This window comes from Rhodovibrio salinarum DSM 9154 (genome assembly GCF_000515255.1).
GTDB classification, from domain to species: Bacteria; Pseudomonadota; Alphaproteobacteria; order Kiloniellales; family Rhodovibrionaceae; genus Rhodovibrio; species Rhodovibrio salinarum.
In genome coordinates this window covers 358,024-375,505 of sequence record NZ_KI911559.1, presented here as the reverse complement: position 1 = coordinate 375,505, position 17,482 = coordinate 358,024, and the positions used below count along the sequence as shown (strand labels likewise).

Sequence of the window (17,482 nt, the reverse complement as noted above, 5' to 3'; positions counted from 1 at the left end):
AGAATCAGAACGGCTTCAGCTTCACCAGAATCACGATCACGACCAGGATGGCGGTCGGGATCTCGTTGATCACCCGGTAGAACTTGTGGCCATGCTTGTTCTGGTTGGCCTCGAAGTCCTTGCGCCACTTGCCCATCGCCATATGTAGCGCGCTCATGACGATCACCAGCAGCAACTTGACATGAAACCACCCTTGGGCGAACGCGCCGATATGGAGTGCCAGCGCGATCCCAAACACCCAAGCGATGATCATTGACGGGTTCATGATCGCCTTGAGCAACCGGCGTTCCATGACCTTGAAGGTCTCTGCCGGCTCGCCCGTGGCGTTCGCTTGCGCGTGATAGACAAACAAGCGGGGCAGATAGAACAGGCCCGCCATCCAGGTGATGATCGACAGGATGTGGATAATCAGGAACCAGATGTACGCCTGACCCAGAAATCCGGTCATGCGATCCCCTCTTTAGTTTTACGGCCGACTGTTGCCGGACCGGAATGTTTCACGTGCAACACCGCAGACTCTCATCCGGCCATGCGCCGACCGCACGGCCGGAGATATCACATCCCGCCTAACGCCGGCCGTGGCTGCGGACAAGTTCCACCAACTCACCGACGTGCTCGGGTGGGGTTTGCGGCACTACGCCATGACCCAGGTTGAAGATGTATCGCCCGCCGGCGAGCGTATCCAGCAGCTCGCGGGTCGCCTGGCGCATCCCCTCCCCGCCTGCGACAACGCGTAGCGGGTCCAGATTGCCTTGGACCGCGACCTTGTCTTGAAGATGCTCGCGTGCCCAAGCCGCTGGCAGCCCGGTGTCGAGTCCAAGCGCATCGCCAATGCCCTGTTCGGCGAAGGTCGCGTAGATCGGGCCAACCCCGCGCGGGAACACGATCACCGGGGTGTTGGGATGACGCGCCTTCACCTTCTGCACGATCTGCTGCAGCGGCTTGAGGGACCAGCGCATCACATCATCCGGTGCCAGGCTGGCGGCCCAGGAATCGAACAGCTGAACGGCATCCGCCCCGGCATCGATCTGTGCGCAGAGATAGTCGGCCGTGGCTTCGACCAATAGATCGATCAGCGCCTGGAAAGCCTCCGGCTGCTGGAACATCCACTGCTTGGCCTTGAAGAAATCGCGCGAGGAGCCGCCCTCGATCATGTACGAGCCGACCGTCCAGGGCGCGCCGGCGAAGCCAAGCAGGGTCGTTTCCTTCGGCAGTTTCGCCTTCACGCCTGCCAAGGTCTCGTACACCGGGGCCAGCGTGTCGTGCATGCCTTCGATCGATAGGCGCTGTGCGGCATCGGCCGGGTTCTCAAGCGCTTCCAGCTGCGGCCCGACGCCTTCGGTGAACCAGAGCTTCTGCCCCAGTGCGTAGGGGATCACCAGGATGTCGGAGAACAAAATCGCGCCATCCATCTGATACCGGCGGATCGGCTGCAGCGTAACCTCGATCGCCTTTTCGGGCGTGAAGCAGAGGTCGAGGAACCCCTCGGCTGTTGCCCGGATTTCCCGATATTCCGGCAGGTACCGGCCTGCCTGTCGCATCAGCCAGATTGGCGGCACATCCTGCTGATGACCATTCAAGGTGTCGAGGAGGGGCTTGCCCGTCGCGGCGGGTCGCCTGGAGGCGTGGTCGATGGCCATGTCCTGTCCTTCAAACTCTGGGAAGAGTTTATTTAAGAGAGTCGGTTGTGGTTGCTGGCCGGTGGAACCTGGGGATCAAATGTTTGTCCCCAGGCTGTCCGGACACTGAATATGGGTTGTGCGGGCAAGCTGCATTGATGTGCAAGACTCGCATGCGTACCTGCGTTGACTCGTCCGACCCGTGCCGAGTCGATCTATCCACCGAGGGGTTGTGGAAAACGTGGATAACCTTGTCAGCGACGATGGTCGCATACCAGTTTTCCCAGCCTGTGGAGCTCAAGTAGGCTTTGCGGACAACCCGACTCATGGATTTCGGGCGAGCCTGTGTGGAATTCTCTTGCCATGCGGTGAGCTTGGAGTCCTCCCGGATCATCAACAGGCGCAGACGGACGTCTGTGCATAACGCAGCCGGCGTAGCAGGGTTTGGCTGCGCGCTTTGAACGATCAGCGTTTTGGGGAGATATGACCAGCTATCACCTGCACCTCGTCTCCGATGCGACTGGCGAGACGATCAGTTCAGTGACCCGTGCCTGTCTCGTGCAGTTCTCGGGGATCGAGCCGGTCGAGCACGTTTGGTCGCTGGTTCGGACGCGCAGTCAGATGGATCGCGTCATCGCGGGGATTCAGAAATATCCCGGGCCGGTGCTGTTCACCCTGGTCAATGAGGATCTGCGCACGAAGCTGGTCGAGGAAACCCGCGAACTCGGCATTCCGACGATCCCGGTTTTGGACGGTGTGATCCACGCGCTCGCCGCCTATTTCGGACTGCCGATCTCCGGCAAGCCGGGGCTGCAGCACGTCATGGACACGGAGTACTTCGAGCGCATCGAAGCGATGAATTACACCCTGAGCCACGACGACGGGCAATCGACGGCCCAGTTGAAGGATGCCGATGTCATTCTGGTCGGAGTTTCGCGAACCTCGAAAACGCCGACCTGCATCTATCTGGCCAACCGGGGGATCAAGGCGGCGAACATTCCCTACGTTCCTGGGATCCCCCTGCCCCAGGACCTGTTCCGGATTGACGGCCCGCTCGTCATCGGCCTGACCAAGGAGCCGCAGAGCTTGGTTCAGGTGCGCCGGCAGCGTCTCAACATGCTGGACGAACACGCTGGCCACACCGATTACGTCGATCCCGAGAAAGTCCGCGACGAGGTACAGGAGGCCCGGCGTCTGTTCGCTCGGAAGGGCTGGCCAAGCATCGATGTCACCCGCCGTTCGATTGAGGAAACGGCCGCGACCATCATGACCTACTACAGCCGCCACCGCGCGCAGGAGGCTGGATGACCGACGACGTCCCGCCATTCGTCCTGGCTTCGCAGAGTCCGACCCGCCGGCGCATGCTGGAAGCCGCTGGCGTCCCGGTACACCTAACTGACCGCCCTGGCGTCGATGAGGATGAGGTCAAGGCCGCGTTTCGCGCCGATGGCGCCGGGGTCGACGACGTCGCCGAGGCGCTGGCTGAAATGAAGGCGCACCGCGTCGCCAGCCGACACGGCGGTTGCTTGGTCATGGCTGCCGATCAGATGCTGGATATCGATGGCACCTGGCTCGACAAACCACAGAACCGGGAGCAGGCCGCAGAAACGCTGCGTCTCCTCTCGGGCAAGACGCATCGCCTGATCGCCTGCGCCGTCGTGGTAAAGGATGGGGGTCGGATTTGGCATCAAAGCGACAGTGCCCGTCTTACCGTTCGCTCGCTCAGCGAGGACTTCATTCAGGACTATCTGGATAAAGTCGGTGACGCCGTTTACGACAGCGTCGGAGCCTATCAGCTTGAAGGTGTCGGGGCGCAGCTGTTCAGCCGGGTGGAAGGTGACTATTTCACCGTCCTTGGCCTCCCCCTGCTGCCGCTGATGGCTTTCCTGCGCGAACACCGCGTATTGCCGAACTGAGCTGGCATCGGCAGGTTCGCGTTCCGATCTGCGTCAACGGATGTTTGCTCACATCTGAATTTCTCCTTCCGGATTTGGAGCTCGACCACCTTATGATTCTCACGGGTCGAAGCCGACTGGCAGGTGTGCTCGGTTGGCCGGTGGCACACTCCCGCTCGCCGCGTCTGCACGGCTACTGGCTGGATCAGCATGCCATCGACGGTGCCTATGTGCCGCTGCCGACTGCGCCGGAAGACCTAGTGGACTGTGTGCGTGCCCTGCCCCGACTGGGGTTCATGGGGGCCAACGTCACCGTCCCGCACAAACAGGGCGTGCTCGCGGCCTGCGACCGGTTGGACGACCATGCCCGTCGGCTGGGGGCTGTCAACACGCTGGTGTTCGATGGCCCAACCATCGAGGGGCGGAACACGGACGGCGTTGGCTTCCTGAACAACCTGTACCAGCGCGCCCCCAATTGGGGCCCTGCAGCGGGTCCTGCGGTCGTGCTCGGCGCCGGCGGCGCGGCGCGGGCGGTCGTGATTGCGTTAGCCGACGCTGGCGTGCCCGAAATTCGCCTCGCGAACCGTACCCGAACCAAGGCGGACACGTTGGCCGCTCAGTTGGACGGTCCGGTGACCGTGATCGATTGGGACGAGAAGACGGCGGCGCTCGAGGGCGCCAACCTGCTGGTCAACACCACCAGCCTGGGCATGATCGGCCATGGTGCGCTAGAGATCGATCTCACCCCTCTGCCCCCGCACGCCCTGGTCAACGACATCGTCTATCAACCGCTGGAGACAGACCTGTTGGCCCGGGCCCGGGCGCGCGGCAATCCGGTGGTGGACGGGATTGGCATGCTGCTGCACCAGGCCGTGCCGGGGTTCGCGGCCTGGTTCGGCGTGCGCCCGGAAGTCACGGAGACGTTGCGTGACTTCGTGTTGCAGGACTAGCCCACGTGCCCTGCGCCGGCGGCCGGTCGTCCTTGGGCTGACCGGGTCGATCGGTATGGGCAAGTCGACGGCCGCCAGCATGCTGCGGGCGATGGGTCTGGCCGTGCACGATGCCGACGCTGCTGTGCACCGGCTGATGGCGCCGGGGGGGCGCGCGGTCCCGGAAATCGCTGCGGCCTTCCCGGAAGCGGTGGTCGAGGGGGCGGTTGACCGGCGGGCGCTCGGCGCGAGGGTGTTCCAGGACGCGCATGCGCTCAAGCGCCTGGAAGCGATTTTGCATCCCAAGGTCCGCCACGAGGCGCATCGCTTCATCGAGGCCAGGCGATACCGCGGCGATAGCTTAGTCGTTCTGGATATCCCGCTGTTGTTCGAGACCGGTGGGGAGCGGCTGTGCGACGCGGTCGCGGTCGTTTCCGCCCCGCGGTTTGTCCAGGAGGCGCGGGTTCTGACCCGCCCCGGCATGAGCCGGGACAAACTGGCGGCGATCCGCGCCCAGCAACTACCGGATCAGGTTAAACGCAAGCGCGCCGACTTCATCGTGCAAACCGGATTGGGACGGTTGCACACCTTGCGGACGTTGCGCCGAATCGTCAAAATATTGTGGGACAATCCACCCAAGAGCCCACGATCTGGGAGGCGGCGGCCAAGTGCGTGAAATCGTTCTGGATACGGAAACGACCGGCCTGGATCCGCAGGCCGGGCATCGCATCGTCGAGATCGCGGGCGTGGAGCTGATCAACCACGTGGCCACCGGCGAAACCCAGCAGCTCTACATCAACCCCGAGCGCGAGGTCCCGGAAGAGGCCTACCGCGTCCACGGCCTTGGCCTGGATTACCTGAAGACATTTCCGACCTTCGCCGAGCAGGCGCAGACGTTTCTGGACTTCATCCAAGACGCGCGCCTGGTGATCCACAATGCCAAGTTCGACCTCGGCTTCCTGAATGCCGAACTGGAGTGGACCGGCCGGCCGCGCCTGACCAACGACAGCGTCGATACGGTGGAGATGGCGCGCAAGCGCTTCCCCGGCGCGCAGGTCAACCTGGATGCGCTTTGCAAGCGCTTCGAGATCGACAACAGCGCGCGTGACTTTCACGGCGCGCTGTTGGACTGTCAGCTCCTGGCCGAGGTCTACCTGGAACTGCGTGGCGGCCGTCAGCCGGGTCTCGCGCTTGCGAGTGAGTCTGGCCGGACACAAGGCACGAGTTCGGGCCCGCAGTTCGTCAAGCGCGAACGCACTCCCCGCGAGCCTCGCCCACACGCCCCGTCCGAGGCCGAAGAGCAGGCCCATCAGGCGATGCTCGCCAAACTCTCGAACCCGCTCTGGCAGCAGTAGCTGATCCGTTCACGAAAAAACGCCGGGCTTGCCGTACGGCGCAGCCCGGCGTTTCTGATTTCCGTGGTCAAAGACGGATGGGTTAGGCCTGTTGGCCGTTACCGTTGGCCTGCTGTTGGGTCGCGTCGGTCTGACGGGCCTTCTGATCGCGGTAGAGGCGCGTGAAGTCCACCGGGTTGATCAGCAGCGGCGGGAAGCCGCCTTCGCGGGTCGCGTCGGAAATGACGTTGCGCGCGAACGGGAAGAGGTAGCGCGGCACCTCGATCAGAAGGACGGTCTCGCGCTGCTCGTCGGAGATTTCGCCCGACAGCGTGACCAGCCCGCCGTATTTGAGCTCGATGACGAAGGCGGTCTGATCCTGCACGGTCGCCTTTATCTCGGCATTCAGCACCACCTCGTAGGTGTTTTCCTGCAGCCGGATGCCCTGAACGTCGATCGCGACCTGCGCGCTCGGGCTTTCCTTCATATTGACGTAGACCTGCGGAGCGTTCGGGTTCTCGAACGACAGGTCCTTCACGTACTGCGTGTGGATCGTGATGCCGCGCTGCTCGGGCTGCTGCTGTGCGCCCTGATTGCCGTCGTCCTGTGCCATGTTTCTCGCCTGCTGGATCGGGGGTCTGTGAAAAGGGATCGCCCAGTTGCCGCGGACCCTGCATGCGGACCGCTGCGGCGTAAAAGGCTGCAGCCGCCAATCGCGCCGGATACGCTGTCGGCTGCGCGAACCGGGCGTTGGCTAGCACGAACGTCCTGGGCTCACAACCGGACGCCCCGAGACCGGTGGTCCAAAACCATCAGCCCGAGATCAGCAGCCCGACACCAGTGGCCCAGGATCGGCAGCCAGAACACTCAGTGGCGCAGCCGATTGTTCGGGTCGCGGTCGTCGTCCGCACCGTCGTCGCGGCCCTCGCGGGTGACGTCCTGGTAATCCGCATCGATCACCCCGTCGTCCGCTCTGGAGCCCCTGCCGAACGGCCCGCCGGCACCTGGATGACCGCTGTGCTGGGTATAGACCCGCGCTTCCGCATGCCGGCGCACGTAAGGCCCGATGACCTTCAGCAGGAACCGGCGGAAGGGTGCCAGGAACAGCAGCATACCGGTGATGTCGGTGACGAACCCGGGGGTGAGCAGCAACGCGCCGGCGAACAGCAGACACACGCCGTCGAACAGCGTCTGAGTGGGAATTTGCCCCTGGTCGAGCTGTTGGCGCAGCTTGTTGACCGTTGCCAGTCCCTGCGCGCGCAGCTCCATCGAGCCGACGATCGCGGTGAGGATGACGAGGCCCAAGGTCGGCCACAGGCCGATCACCCCGCCGACCTGGATCAGGACGGCGATTTCGATGATCGGCACGGCGATGAAGAGGATGAGGAGAAGGAGACCCATACTTGCCCTTTCGCAGCTTAACTCCTATGTGTTGAGGACGGAGGCAATGCGCAAGCGGGCGGATCCGGGTTGTCTCGAATGCGCGCGCAAGACGCATCACCGCAAGCCCGCGTCGCCGGGCGGTTCCGGGCCTTCGACATGCCTCCGGAACCGAGTGTGACGCGAGTGACAACCACGTGCCGATGCGGCTTGTCGTCGTCGAGGCGGACGCCTGACACTTCGGCGTGAGCCGGTCGCCGGGTCGACCGCACCAACGCCAGGACATAGGCCTGCTTTCATGGGTGAAGGCTTCCAGTTTTTCGACATCATCCTGTTCGCCGCGATCGCGGCGTTCCTCGTGCTGCGTCTGCGCAGCGTACTGGGCAAGCGCACCGGCCATGAGAACCGGCCGGGCCAGGACCCGTTCCAATCCTCGCAGCAGCGTCAGCAACAGCAGGGCAACAACGGCGCCGACCGTGACAAGGTCGTGCCGATGCCCGGACGCAACGAAGATGCCGGCGTGACCGACGAGGAGCTGAAGAAAGCTGCCGACAAGGCGGAAACGCCGCTGTCCGCTGGCCTGACGCAGATCAAGCTGGCCGACCGCGACTTCGACGAGGACGGCTTCGTCCAGGGCGCGCGGGGCGCCTTCGAGATGGTGGTCAACGCCTACGCCGAGGGCGACCGCAAGACGCTGCGCCAACTGCTCGCCAACGATGTATACGGCGACTTCGAGCAGGCGCTGGACGAACGCGAGCAGGCCGGGCAGACGCTCGAAACCACGCTGGTCAACATCCGCGAGGCGGAGATCATCGAGGCCGAGCTGCAGAACCGTACGGCCTTCGTGACGGTCAAGTTCGTCTCCGAGCAGATCAACATCCTCAAGGATGCCGAAGGCAACGTGGTCGACGGTGACGTCGAACAGGTCCTGGATGTGACAGATATCTGGACTTTCGCGCGCAACACCCGGTCCCGCGACCCGAACTGGACCCTGGTCGCCACCCGCAGTCCGGAGTAGGCTGCGTCCCCGTCGAGGACAGCGGCGACGGGACGTCTTAAGATCATGCGACTCCAGCTTTTAACGAGCGCGGTCCGAACCACGGCCGCGCTCGTATTATGTGCCGCCACGCTTGCGGCCTGTGGTGAAGCGCCCAAGGAAGCCCCGGAAAAAGCGACTGCGCAGCGGTTGCTGCTCGCCCGGGTCACCTTCGCCGACCTGCCCGGTTGGCAGGACGACCGCATGGCCGCGGCCCTGCCCGCGCTGAAGCGTTCCTGCGACAAACTGTTGCAGCGCTCGGACGACGCGCCGGTGGGGCCGGAGGGGCGTGCCGGCACCGTGGCCGACTGGCAGGCGCCCTGCGCAGCGCTCGACGATGTCTCCGCGCACGACAGCACGGCCGTCCGCGCGGTCTTGGAACGCCACTTCGTTCCCTTCGCCGCGGAGGGTGCGGACGGACCCGAGGGGCTGTTTACCGGCTATTACGAGGCCAGCCTGGACGCCGCGCGGGAACAGCGCGGACCTTACCAGCACCCGATCTATGCCAAGCCGGATGATCTGATTACCGCCGACATCGCCAAGTTCCGCGCCGATCTGAAGCCGACCCGGATCGTCGGCCGGGTCGCGGATCAGCGCCTGGTTCCCTACTACACCCGGGCGGAGATCTGGGACGGTGCGTTCCGGAAGCGCAACGGCTTGCCCTTGTTCTACGCCGACGACCCGGTCGACGTCTTCTTCCTGCATGTCCAGGGCTCCGGCGTGGTCAAGCTGCCCGACGGCACGACACAGCGCGTCGGCTACGCGGCCAACAACGGCCATGATTTCTTCGCCATCGGCCGCGCGCTGATCCGCTCGGGCGAGATGGAGGGCCAGGATATGTCGATGCAGGGCATCCGCGACTGGCTGCGCGCGCATCCCGACAAGGCCGAGGCGCTGATGCGCAAGAACCCGCGCTTCATCTTCTTCCGCAAGGTCGACGCCCCCGGCCCGATCGGCGCCCAGGGGGTGCCGCTCACGCCCGAACGCTCGCTCGCGGTCGATCCCGCGTTCATGCCGCTGGGGGCGCCGGTGTTCCTGGACACCACGCACCCGGTCAGCAAGCAGCCGCTGCAGCGGCTGATGGTGGCTCAGGACATTGGCAGCGCGATCAAGGGGCCGGTCCGCGGGGACTTCTTCTGGGGCTCCGGCGAGCCGGCGCTGGCCAAGGCCGGCCGGATGAAGCAGCGCGGACGCTATTACCTGCTGTTGCCGGAGAGCGTGGCCGCGCGGCGGGCGGAGAGTTAGCGCCGGACCACGCCAATGGGGGCTCGCGGTGCCGCCCCGCTACGCCCCCCCCGGTGTTTAACGTGAAACATGCGCTCGTAGTAGCTGCTGGCCGCGCGGCTTGCCTTATCCCGGCGCCAAGGCCATTTTGTCGCCGGTCTATGGGGAGGAAGTGCATGGCCGTGCAGGCATCCGGGAACGGCGCGGACGCGCCGGTGCAGAACCCGCGGGTCGGGCTGTTCGTCACCTGTCTGGTGGATGTCGTCCGGCCCAGCGTCGGCTTCGCGTCCGTGAAGCTGCTGGAGGACGCGGGCTGCACCGTCGAGGTACCGAAGGCGCAGACCTGCTGCGGTCAGCCGGCGTTCAACGCCGGCGATCGCCAGGACGCTAAGCTGATCGCCCGGCAGGTCATCGAGGCGTTCCGCGGCTACGATTACGTGGTCGTTCCCTCGGGGTCCTGCGGTGGCATGATCGCCACCCACTACGGCGAGCTGTTCGAGGCGGACCCCGATCTGGCGCGGGATGCCGAGGATCTCGCCTCGCGCACCTACGAGCTGCTGCAGTTCCTGGTCGACGTGATGGGCGTCGACGCGGTCGACGCCAACTTCGAGGGCAAGGTCACCTACCACGACGCCTGCGCCGGCCTGCGCGAACTGGGGCTGAAGGGTCAGGCGCGCACGCTCTTGTCCTCGGTCGCCGGACTGGAGATCGCGGAGCTGGGCGACCCGGAGGTCTGCTGCGGCTTCGGCGGCACCTTCTGCGTCAAGTATCCCGAGATTTCCAACCAGATGGTCGACAGCAAGGCACAGTCGGTCGAGGCGACCGGTGCGGACACGCTGCTGGCGGGCGAACTGGGCTGTCTGATGAACATTGCCGGCAAGCTGCAGCGACGCGGTGCGGATGTGCATGTGCGCCACGTCGCCGAGGTGCTGGCCGACATGGCCGATGACACCCCGCCGATCGGCGAAGCGCCGGGCGAAAGCCCGGCCGAACTCGACTCCGCGGCCGCCCAAAAGGAGGGCTGAGCGATGCAGCCGACCTCCCACGCGTTCAAGGAGAACGCGACGCGCGCGCTCGACAACGCACAGCTGCAGCGTGCGCTCGGCAACATGAAGCAGGGCTTCATCGTCAAGCGTCAGAAGGCGGTCGACCGGTTGCCGGAGTTCGACCAGCTGCGCGATCACGCCAAGGAGATCAAGGACCACACGCTCGAGCACCTGGACTTCTACCTGGAGACGTTCGAGGAGCGCGTGACCGCCCAAGGCGGCCAGGTGCACTGGGCGCCGACGGCGGCGGACGCGCGCCAGCATGTGCTCGACATCTGCCGCCGGCGGGGCGCGAAGACGGTGACCAAGGGCAAGTCGATGGTGGCCGAGGAGATCGGCCTCAACGACTTCCTGGAAAGCCACGAGATCGTGCCGGTCGAGACGGATCTGGGCGAATACATCATCCAACTGCGCGGCGAGCCGCCCAGCCACATCATCGCCCCGGCCGTGCACCTGAACCGCGATCAGGTCGAGGCGGACTTCCGCAAGTACCATCTGCAATTCCCGCCCGACCGCGCCCTGTCGGAGGCGCGCCAGCTGGTGAACGAGGCGCGCGCGGTGCTGCGCCAGCGCTACCTGGACGCCGATCTCGGCATCACCGGTGCGAACTTCCTGGTCGCCGAGACGGGTGCGAGCGTGATCGTCACCAACGAGGGCAACGGCGACCTGACCCAGGCTCTGCCGCGCGTGCACGTGGTGATCGCCAGCCTGGAGAAGATCGTCCCGACGCTGGAGGACGCGACCACGATCATGCGCGTCCTCGCCCGCTCGGCGACCGGTCAGGAGCAGACGGTCTACACCACCTTTTCCGCCGGACCGAAGCGCACGGGGGATCTCGACGGGCCGGAGGAATTCCACGTCATCCTGCTCGACAACGGCCGTTCGGCGATGCTGGGTACCGAGTTCCAGGACATGCTGCGCTGCATCCGTTGCGGGGCCTGCATGAACCACTGTCCGGTCTATCACGCGGTCGGCGGCCACGCGTACGGCTGGACCTATCCGGGGCCGATGGGCGCGGTGCTGACGCCCAGCCTGATCGGGGTGAACGAGGCCGGGCATCTGCCCAACGCCTCCACCTTCTGCGGGCGCTGCCAGTCGGTCTGTCCGATGCACATCCCGCTGCCCAAGATGATGCGCCACTGGCGCGAGCGGGAGTACGAGCGCCACCTGCAGCCGCTACCCGCGCGCACTGGCTTGAAGCTGTGGGCAGGATTGGCGCGCCGGCCGACGTTGTATCAGCTCGCCACGCGCTTGCAGGCGAAGACGCTGCATCTGATCGGGCGGAAGAAGGGTCGCTTCGGCTGGCTGCCGCTGGCCGGCGGCTGGACCCGGCACCGGGACTTCCCCACCCCCGAGGGCAAGACCTTTCAGCAGCTCTGGGCGGAACGCCAGCGCGCGCAGGCCAAGGACCAGCCCGTGGCAAAGGGACGGCCGAGCGCATGACCGCGACCAACGACCAGCGCGCGCGTGTGCTCACCGCGATCCGGCGGTCGCTCAAGCGCGGTCCCTTGACCGGCGAACGGCTGGACGCCGTGCAGCGGCGCACCGCCAGCCCACCGCGCGGGCCCGTCCCGGCGCGTGGTCAACTGGGCCGGGAAGAGATCGTTCAGCTGTTCCAGCAGATGGCGGAGGAAGCCGCGGCCACGACCCAGCGCCTGGAAACGATGGCCGAGGTGCCGTCGGCCGTGCTGTCGTACCTGCAGGGGCGCAACGAGGCTGCGCAGGCCCGGCTGGCGCCGCATCCCGACCTGACCGGGTTGGACTGGCAGGGCTCGGCCCCGCTGCTGCAGGTCGACCAGGGCCGTGGTGAAAGCGATACTGACATGGGTGTCTCCCGCAGCTTCGCTGGGGTGGCGGAAACCGGCACGCTGTTGCTCTATTCCCGCGAAACCAGCCCGACCACCCTGAACTTCCTGCCCGCCACGCACGTCGTCGTGGTCCGGGCGGCGGAAGTACTGGGCACCTTCGAGGACGCCTGGGATCGCCTGCGCGCGCGGCTGGGCAGACAGGGCAACGGGGCCTGGGCCGATCATTGGCCGCGTACGGTCAACCTGATCACGGGTCCCTCGCGCACCGCCGACATCGAACAAACGCTGCAACTGGGCGCGCACGGGCCGATGAACCTGCATGTGCTGGTCGTCGGTGCGGCGGACGCGGAGTTCGGAGGCGATGAGCGGGGATGATGGAGCTCACGGGCGCGGGCGCAAGCGGCGCGAACGCGTCGCCAGCCGGGCGGAGCGTGACCTCTGGCAGCAGGTGATGCGCGATGCCACGCCGTTGCGCCATAGCAAGCGCGCGCCGGTGGACGTGCCCGAACCTGACTCGGGTCCAAGCGATCCCCAGACCGACCCGTCGAAGCATCGTGCCAACAAGGCCGCTCCAGGGTCGTCGGGCCAACCGAAACCTGCTCCACCCCGCCCGCAGCCGACACCGCCGATCCAGCCGAAGAAACCGGCCGATCCCGGTGTTACGCCGGGCCGTCTGCACGGCGTCGACCGGCGTACCGCCGACCGCCTGAAACGCGGCCGGCTGGAGATCGACGGGCGGATCGACCTGCACGGCATGACCCGCGCGGCCGCGCAGGATGCGCTCACCAATTTCGTGCTCTCCGCCGCCGACCGGGGCCAGCGGTGCGTGCTGGTGATCACCGGCAAGGGCACCTTTTCCGGCGGGGTTGGTGTGCTCAAGCAGGAAGTGCCCAAGTGGCTCAACATGTCGCCGTTGCGCGAACGGATCGTGGCGGTCAACGAGGCCCAACCCAAACACGGCGGTGGCGGCGCGCTGTACGTTCTGCTCAAGCGCAAGCGGGGGTAGACAACGCGCTCTTCTTTGTTTGGTTCGTCTTGGGATCACAGGAGATCAATCCATGCCCAAGCTTGAAGGTTCGTGCCACTGCCAGGCGGTGCGCTTCAGCGTCGTCTCGCACACGCCGCAACCCTACCAGCGCTGCTACTGCTCGATCTGCCGCAAGACCCAGGGCGGCGGGGGGTATGCCATCAACCTGGCGGCTGACGCGCATACGCTGGAGATCGAGGGGCGTGAACACGTCCAGGTCTACCACGCTCGCGGTACCGAACCGCATGGCGACCAGCCGAGCACGACCGAACGGCATTTCTGTCGGCACTGCGCCAGCTATCTATTTGTTTATGAGCCGAGCGAGCCGCGCCTCGTACACCCCTTCGCCAGCGCGATCGACACGCCGCTGCCGACCCCGCCGGCCCGCACGCACATCCGCTTGATGGACAAGGCCGTGTGGGTGGAGGTCGAGGATACGCCGGAGGACATGCTCTACGGCGACTATCCCGACCTGTCGATCGAGGAATGGCACCGGCGCAGCGGCCTCTATCAAGAGGACTGACGACACCGCCAATACGTCGTCCCGGGGCAGCGTTTCCGGGAGGTACCGAGCCCGCGGGTGTGACGCCACCGGTCCACAAAATGGCCCTAGCATCAGGCGGTTGATCGCCGGCTTTCCTCGGGTCACGTTTGTATATAGAGCCGGGGAAAGGCGCTCCACGCGAGCTTCGGGGATCGACTCGCATCTCCATCGCCTGACCTCGCGAAGGAAATGCCACGGGAGGTCTCATGACCCCATTTGGCCAGCGCTTGCGCGATCTCCGCGGCGAACGCGGCCTGACCCTGAAGCAAATGGCTGCCGATCTTAGTGTTTCGCCCGCCTATCTTTCGGCGCTGGAGCATGGCCATCGGGGTCGGCCCAACCGGCGCTTCGTGCATCGTGTGTGTCAGGCGCTCAACATCATCTGGGACGATGCCGAGGAGCTGCAGCGCCTCGCCGATCTGTCGCATCCGCGCGTGACAGTCGACACCAGCGGCCTCAGCCCGGAGGCAACCGAGTTGGCCAACCGTTTGGCCGAGCAGATCCACGGCTTGGATCAGGTCACGGTCAATCGCATGCTGGCCGAGCTTCAGGCGCGCGCAAATGACGGTGTCGGGGTTGCGGCCACGACGGCCGATACCGAGGAATTAGACCAGGACCGCCGCTCGGCGTGAGCTTCTATTCGCCTAACCGGATTCGAGGCGAACGATGATGCTACGGTGGCCTTTGTGAGACGGGCCCTCGGGCAAGGGTCGTCGTTATGGCACCGGCATGGCGAGAAGCGGCCCCGAATTTATCGAGGCGCCGCTTCTCGAACCACGCTGCCGGGTGTTTCACCCCTGACCGAACCCAGCCTGTAGCCGGTCGACAAACCGATCCCTACAGGATGAACTTCGACAGGTCGGTGTCCTTGGCCAGGCCGGCGACCTGCTTCTGGACGTAGTCGGCGTCGATCACGACTTCCTCGCCGCTGCGCTCGCTGGCGGTATAGGAGACTTCGTCCAGCAGCCGCTCCATCACGGTGTGCAGGCGCCGCGCGCCGATGTTCTCGACGCTGGCGTTGATCTCCGCCGCCAGGTCGGCCAGTGCGTCGATCGCGTCCTCCCGGAAAGTCAGGGTGACGTTCTCGGTTTCCAGCAGTGCGCGGTACTGCCGGATCAGGCTGTTCTCCGGCTCCATCAGGATTCGTTTGAAGTCGTCGCGCTGCAGCGCCTGCAGCTCGACGCGGATCGGCAGGCGGCCCTGCAGCTCCGGCAGCAGGTCGCTTGGCTTGGCGTAATGGAACGCGCCGGAGGCGATGAACAGGATGTGGTCGGTCTTCACCGTGCCGTGCTTGGTGGCGACCTGCGTGCCCTCGATCAACGGCAGGAGGTCGCGCTGCACGCCCTCGCGGCTGACGTCGCCCGAGGTCTGGCTCGCGGCGGTGATCTTGTCGATCTCGTCCAGGAAGACGATGCCGTTGTTCTCGACCGTGCGGATCGCCTGACTAGACAGCTTGTCCTGATCCAGCAGGTTGTCCGCCTCCTCCTCGGTCACCTGGGCAAGCGCGTCGGCGACGCGCATCTTGCGGGTCTTTTGCTTGCCCTGGCCGAAGGCTTTCCCGAACAGATCGTTCAGGTTCATCATCCCCATCTGGCCGCCCTGCATGCCGGGGATGTCCATCATCGGCATGCCGCCGCCGGAATCCGAGACGCTGATGTCGATCTCGCGGTCGTCCAGTTCGCCGCCGCGCAGCATCCGGCGGAACTTGGTGCGCGTCTCGCCCTGGGCGTTCTGGCCGACCAGGGCGTCGAGCACGCGTTCCTCGGCGTTCAGCTCGGCCGACGCCTGAACCTCCTTGCGCAGGCGCTCGCGGGTCATCGAAATCGAGATTTCGACCAGATCGCGGATGATCTGCTCGACGTCGCGGCCGACGTAGCCGACTTCGGTGAACTTGGTCGCCTCCACCTTCAGGAAGGGCGCGCGCGCCAGCTTGGCCAGCCGGCGGGCGATCTCGGTCTTGCCCACGCCGGTCGGGCCGATCATCAGGATGTTCTTGGGCAGCACCTCCTCGCGCAGCTCGTCGGGGAGCTGCTGACGGCGCCAGCGGTTGCGCAGGGCGATCGACACCGACCGCTTGGCCTCCGCCTGACCGACGATATAGCGGTCCAGTTCGGAAACGATCTCGCGCGGGGTGAAGGCGGCGTCGCCGGTCTTGCGCTTGGCCTGCTGGGCGGCTTTCGGGCCGCTCGCCTGGGTGCCGTCGCCGCCGTGGGTGTTGGGTTGTGTGTCGCTGTCAGCGGGCATCGAGCTTCTCGATCGTAATGGCGTCGTTGGTGTAGATGCAGATGTCGCCGGCGATCTTCATCGCCTTGCGCGCGATGTCCTCGGCCGAATAGCCGTCGACGTCGAGCAAGCCGCGCGCAGCCGCCAGTGCATAGGGGCCGCCGGAGCCGATACCGATCAGGCCATCCTGCGGGTCGAGCACATCACCGGTGCCGGTCAGCACCAGCGAATGCTGCGGGTCGGCCACGGCCATCATCGCCTCCAGCCGGCGCAGATAGCGGTCGGTGCGCCAATCCTTGGCAAGCTCGACGCAGGCCCGCTTGAGCTGGCCTGGATGCTGCTCGAGCTTGGCTTCCAGCCGCTCGAACAGGGTGAAGGCGTCCGCCGTCGCCCCGGCGAAGCCGGCGATCACATCGCCCTTCGAGCCGAGCGGTCGCACCTTGGTGGCGTTCGCCTTCATCACCGTGTTGCCGAAGGTGACCTGCCCGTCGCCGGCGATCACCACCTGGTCGCCCTTGCGCACCGACAGGATCGTCGTGCCGTGCCAGGGCTGTTGGGAATCCTGCGCGTCCTGTGTCATGCCCCACAAATGAGGAACCGCCTGGACGCGTTCAAGACGCGCCATGCTGGCGAGCCCATAGCGTTCCTGCTACAAGTCCGCGCGGTTGAATGCCGTTTTCGAAAAACCCGCAGCAGATCGGCGTGGGCCATCGCTACCGCGTTATGCCGGCGGGGCCTCTCCCCTCGCTTTGCGGGGAGAGCAGGAACACACCACGAAGGACGTGAACGCCATGCGCGAAGGGCGCGTCGAGCGGAAGACCAGCGAGACCAATGTCGCGGTCCGCGTGAACCTGGATGGCCAGGGCGACTACAAGGTTGAGACGGGCGTGGGCTTCCTTGACCACATGCTGGCTCAGTTGGCCCGCCATTCGCTGATCGACCTAGAGATCGCGGCCACGGGCGATTTGCACATCGACGCGCACCACACCACCGAGGATACGGGCATCGCGCTCGGCCAGGCGGTCGCGCAGGCGCTGGGCGAGCGCAAGGGTATCCAGCGTTACGGCGATGCGCTGGTACCGATGGACGAGACGTTAACGCGCGTCGCCCTCGATCTGTCCAACCGGGCCTATTTGGTCTGGAAGGTCGTGTTCTCCCGCGACAAGGTCGGCGACTTCGACACCGAGCTGTTCCGCGAGTTCTTCCAGGCATTCGCCCAGAACGCCGGGATCACGCTGCACGTCGAGACGCTGTACGGCGACAACAACCATCATATCGCCGAATCCGCGTTCAAGGCGCTGGCCCGGGCGCTGCGCGCGGCCGTCGAGATCGACCCGCGCAAGGCCGATCAGGTGCCCTCCACCAAGGGCGCGTTGTAGCGCCCGACCCGAACGATGCGCCGCTCGCGGGCGGGCGC

General features: G+C 65.7%; 20 protein-coding genes. 14 read left to right on the top strand and 6 right to left on the bottom strand.

The window, feature by feature from the left end:
• Window positions 1-4: 4 nt before the first annotated feature.
• Together hemJ and hemE are read right to left on the bottom strand one after the other, a co-directional pair.
• On the bottom strand, window positions 5-448 hold the full coding sequence (gene hemJ, locus RHOSA_RS0101755; protein ID WP_037255514.1) for a protoporphyrinogen oxidase HemJ: 444 nt from the start codon (window positions 446-448) through the stop codon (window positions 5-7).
• 118 nt (window positions 449-566) lie between these two features.
• A complete protein-coding gene (hemE, locus tag RHOSA_RS0101750) occupies window positions 567-1,640 on the bottom strand; it encodes a uroporphyrinogen decarboxylase (protein WP_027287335.1) in 1,074 nt (357 codons plus the stop codon).
• A 462-nt stretch (window positions 1,641-2,102) separates the two neighbouring features.
• Here hemE and RHOSA_RS0101745 point away from each other — a divergent pair, with 462 nt between their 5' ends.
• The 5 genes from RHOSA_RS0101745 (at window position 2,103) to dnaQ (ending at window position 5,798) form a co-directional block, all read left to right on the top strand.
• On the top strand, window positions 2,103-2,927 hold the full coding sequence (locus tag RHOSA_RS0101745; RefSeq protein ID WP_027287334.1) for a pyruvate, water dikinase regulatory protein: 825 nt from the start codon (window positions 2,103-2,105) through the stop codon (window positions 2,925-2,927).
• Entirely contained in the window at window positions 2,924-3,535 is a 612-nt protein-coding gene (locus RHOSA_RS0101740) for a Maf family protein (RefSeq protein ID WP_027287333.1), read from the top strand. The genes RHOSA_RS0101745 and RHOSA_RS0101740 overlap by 4 nt, the downstream gene beginning before the upstream one ends.
• Before the next feature lie 92 nt (window positions 3,536-3,627).
• On the top strand, window positions 3,628-4,464 hold the full coding sequence (locus RHOSA_RS0101735; protein WP_027287332.1) for a shikimate dehydrogenase: 837 nt from the start codon (window positions 3,628-3,630) through the stop codon (window positions 4,462-4,464).
• 10 nt (window positions 4,465-4,474) lie between these two features.
• Window positions 4,475-5,119, top strand: coding sequence for a dephospho-CoA kinase (coaE, locus tag RHOSA_RS0101730; RefSeq protein ID WP_027287331.1), 645 nt, complete (start codon window positions 4,475-4,477; stop codon window positions 5,117-5,119).
• On the top strand, window positions 5,112-5,798 hold the full coding sequence (gene dnaQ / locus RHOSA_RS0101725) for a DNA polymerase III subunit epsilon (protein ID WP_027287330.1): 687 nt from the start codon (window positions 5,112-5,114) through the stop codon (window positions 5,796-5,798). The genes coaE and dnaQ overlap by 8 nt, the downstream gene beginning before the upstream one ends.
• Before the next feature lie 82 nt (window positions 5,799-5,880).
• Here the strand turns inward: dnaQ and secB are convergent, their stop codons facing one another.
• Both secB and RHOSA_RS0101715 read right to left on the bottom strand, forming a co-directional pair.
• The gene (gene secB / locus RHOSA_RS0101720) at window positions 5,881-6,390 is read right to left on the bottom strand and encodes a protein-export chaperone SecB (RefSeq protein WP_027287329.1); all 510 of its coding nucleotides are present in this window, start codon (window positions 6,388-6,390) and stop codon (window positions 5,881-5,883) included.
• A 254-nt stretch (window positions 6,391-6,644) separates the two neighbouring features.
• The gene (locus RHOSA_RS0101715) at window positions 6,645-7,178 is read right to left on the bottom strand and encodes an FxsA family protein (RefSeq protein ID WP_027287328.1); all 534 of its coding nucleotides are present in this window, start codon (window positions 7,176-7,178) and stop codon (window positions 6,645-6,647) included.
• A 277-nt stretch (window positions 7,179-7,455) separates the two neighbouring features.
• Between RHOSA_RS0101715 and RHOSA_RS0101710 the strand changes: the two genes are divergently transcribed.
• The 8 genes from RHOSA_RS0101710 (at window position 7,456) to RHOSA_RS19735 (ending at window position 14,474) form a co-directional block, all read left to right on the top strand.
• Complete coding sequence (locus RHOSA_RS0101710) at window positions 7,456-8,175, top strand: Tim44/TimA family putative adaptor protein (RefSeq protein ID WP_027287327.1); 720 nt, start codon at window positions 7,456-7,458, stop codon at window positions 8,173-8,175.
• A gap of 45 nt (window positions 8,176-8,220) precedes the next feature.
• Entirely contained in the window at window positions 8,221-9,438 is a 1,218-nt protein-coding gene (mltA, locus tag RHOSA_RS19745) for a murein transglycosylase A (protein WP_037255510.1), read from the top strand.
• 155 nt (window positions 9,439-9,593) lie between these two features.
• On the top strand, window positions 9,594-10,442 hold the full coding sequence (locus RHOSA_RS19740; protein WP_051431693.1) for a (Fe-S)-binding protein: 849 nt from the start codon (window positions 9,594-9,596) through the stop codon (window positions 10,440-10,442).
• A gap of 3 nt (window positions 10,443-10,445) precedes the next feature.
• Window positions 10,446-11,906 carry a LutB/LldF family L-lactate oxidation iron-sulfur protein gene (locus tag RHOSA_RS0101695; RefSeq protein WP_027287326.1) on the top strand — a complete coding sequence of 487 codons (1,461 nt, stop codon included), beginning with the start codon at window positions 10,446-10,448 and terminating at the stop codon, window positions 11,904-11,906.
• Window positions 11,903-12,646: a LutC/YkgG family protein gene (locus RHOSA_RS0101690; RefSeq protein ID WP_027287325.1), complete on the top strand. Its 744-nt coding sequence runs from the start codon at window positions 11,903-11,905 to the stop codon at window positions 12,644-12,646. The genes RHOSA_RS0101695 and RHOSA_RS0101690 overlap by 4 nt, the downstream gene beginning before the upstream one ends.
• Complete coding sequence (locus RHOSA_RS0101685) at window positions 12,633-13,277, top strand: Smr/MutS family protein (RefSeq protein ID WP_027287324.1); 645 nt, start codon at window positions 12,633-12,635, stop codon at window positions 13,275-13,277. Before RHOSA_RS0101690 ends, RHOSA_RS0101685 begins: the two co-directional genes overlap by 14 nt.
• Window positions 13,278-13,329: 52 nt before the next feature.
• Window positions 13,330-13,821 carry a GFA family protein gene (locus RHOSA_RS0101680; RefSeq protein WP_037255507.1) on the top strand — a complete coding sequence of 164 codons (492 nt, stop codon included), beginning with the start codon at window positions 13,330-13,332 and terminating at the stop codon, window positions 13,819-13,821.
• A gap of 227 nt (window positions 13,822-14,048) precedes the next feature.
• Window positions 14,049-14,474, top strand: coding sequence for a helix-turn-helix domain-containing protein (locus RHOSA_RS19735; protein ID WP_081728373.1), 426 nt, complete (start codon window positions 14,049-14,051; stop codon window positions 14,472-14,474).
• Between the two features lie 205 nt (window positions 14,475-14,679).
• Here the strand turns inward: RHOSA_RS19735 and hslU are convergent, their stop codons facing one another.
• Window positions 14,680-16,086: an ATP-dependent protease ATPase subunit HslU gene (gene hslU, locus RHOSA_RS0101670; protein WP_081728372.1), complete on the bottom strand. Its 1,407-nt coding sequence runs from the start codon at window positions 16,084-16,086 to the stop codon at window positions 14,680-14,682.
• A complete protein-coding gene (hslV, locus tag RHOSA_RS0101665) occupies window positions 16,076-16,645 on the bottom strand; it encodes an ATP-dependent protease subunit HslV (protein WP_027287321.1) in 570 nt (189 codons plus the stop codon). Before hslV ends, hslU begins: the two co-directional genes overlap by 11 nt.
• 211 nt (window positions 16,646-16,856) lie before the next feature.
• Between hslV and hisB the strand changes: the two genes are divergently transcribed.
• On the top strand, window positions 16,857-17,444 hold the full coding sequence (gene hisB / locus RHOSA_RS0101660; RefSeq protein WP_027287320.1) for an imidazoleglycerol-phosphate dehydratase HisB: 588 nt from the start codon (window positions 16,857-16,859) through the stop codon (window positions 17,442-17,444).
• The last annotated feature ends 38 nt before the right edge of the window (window positions 17,445-17,482 follow it).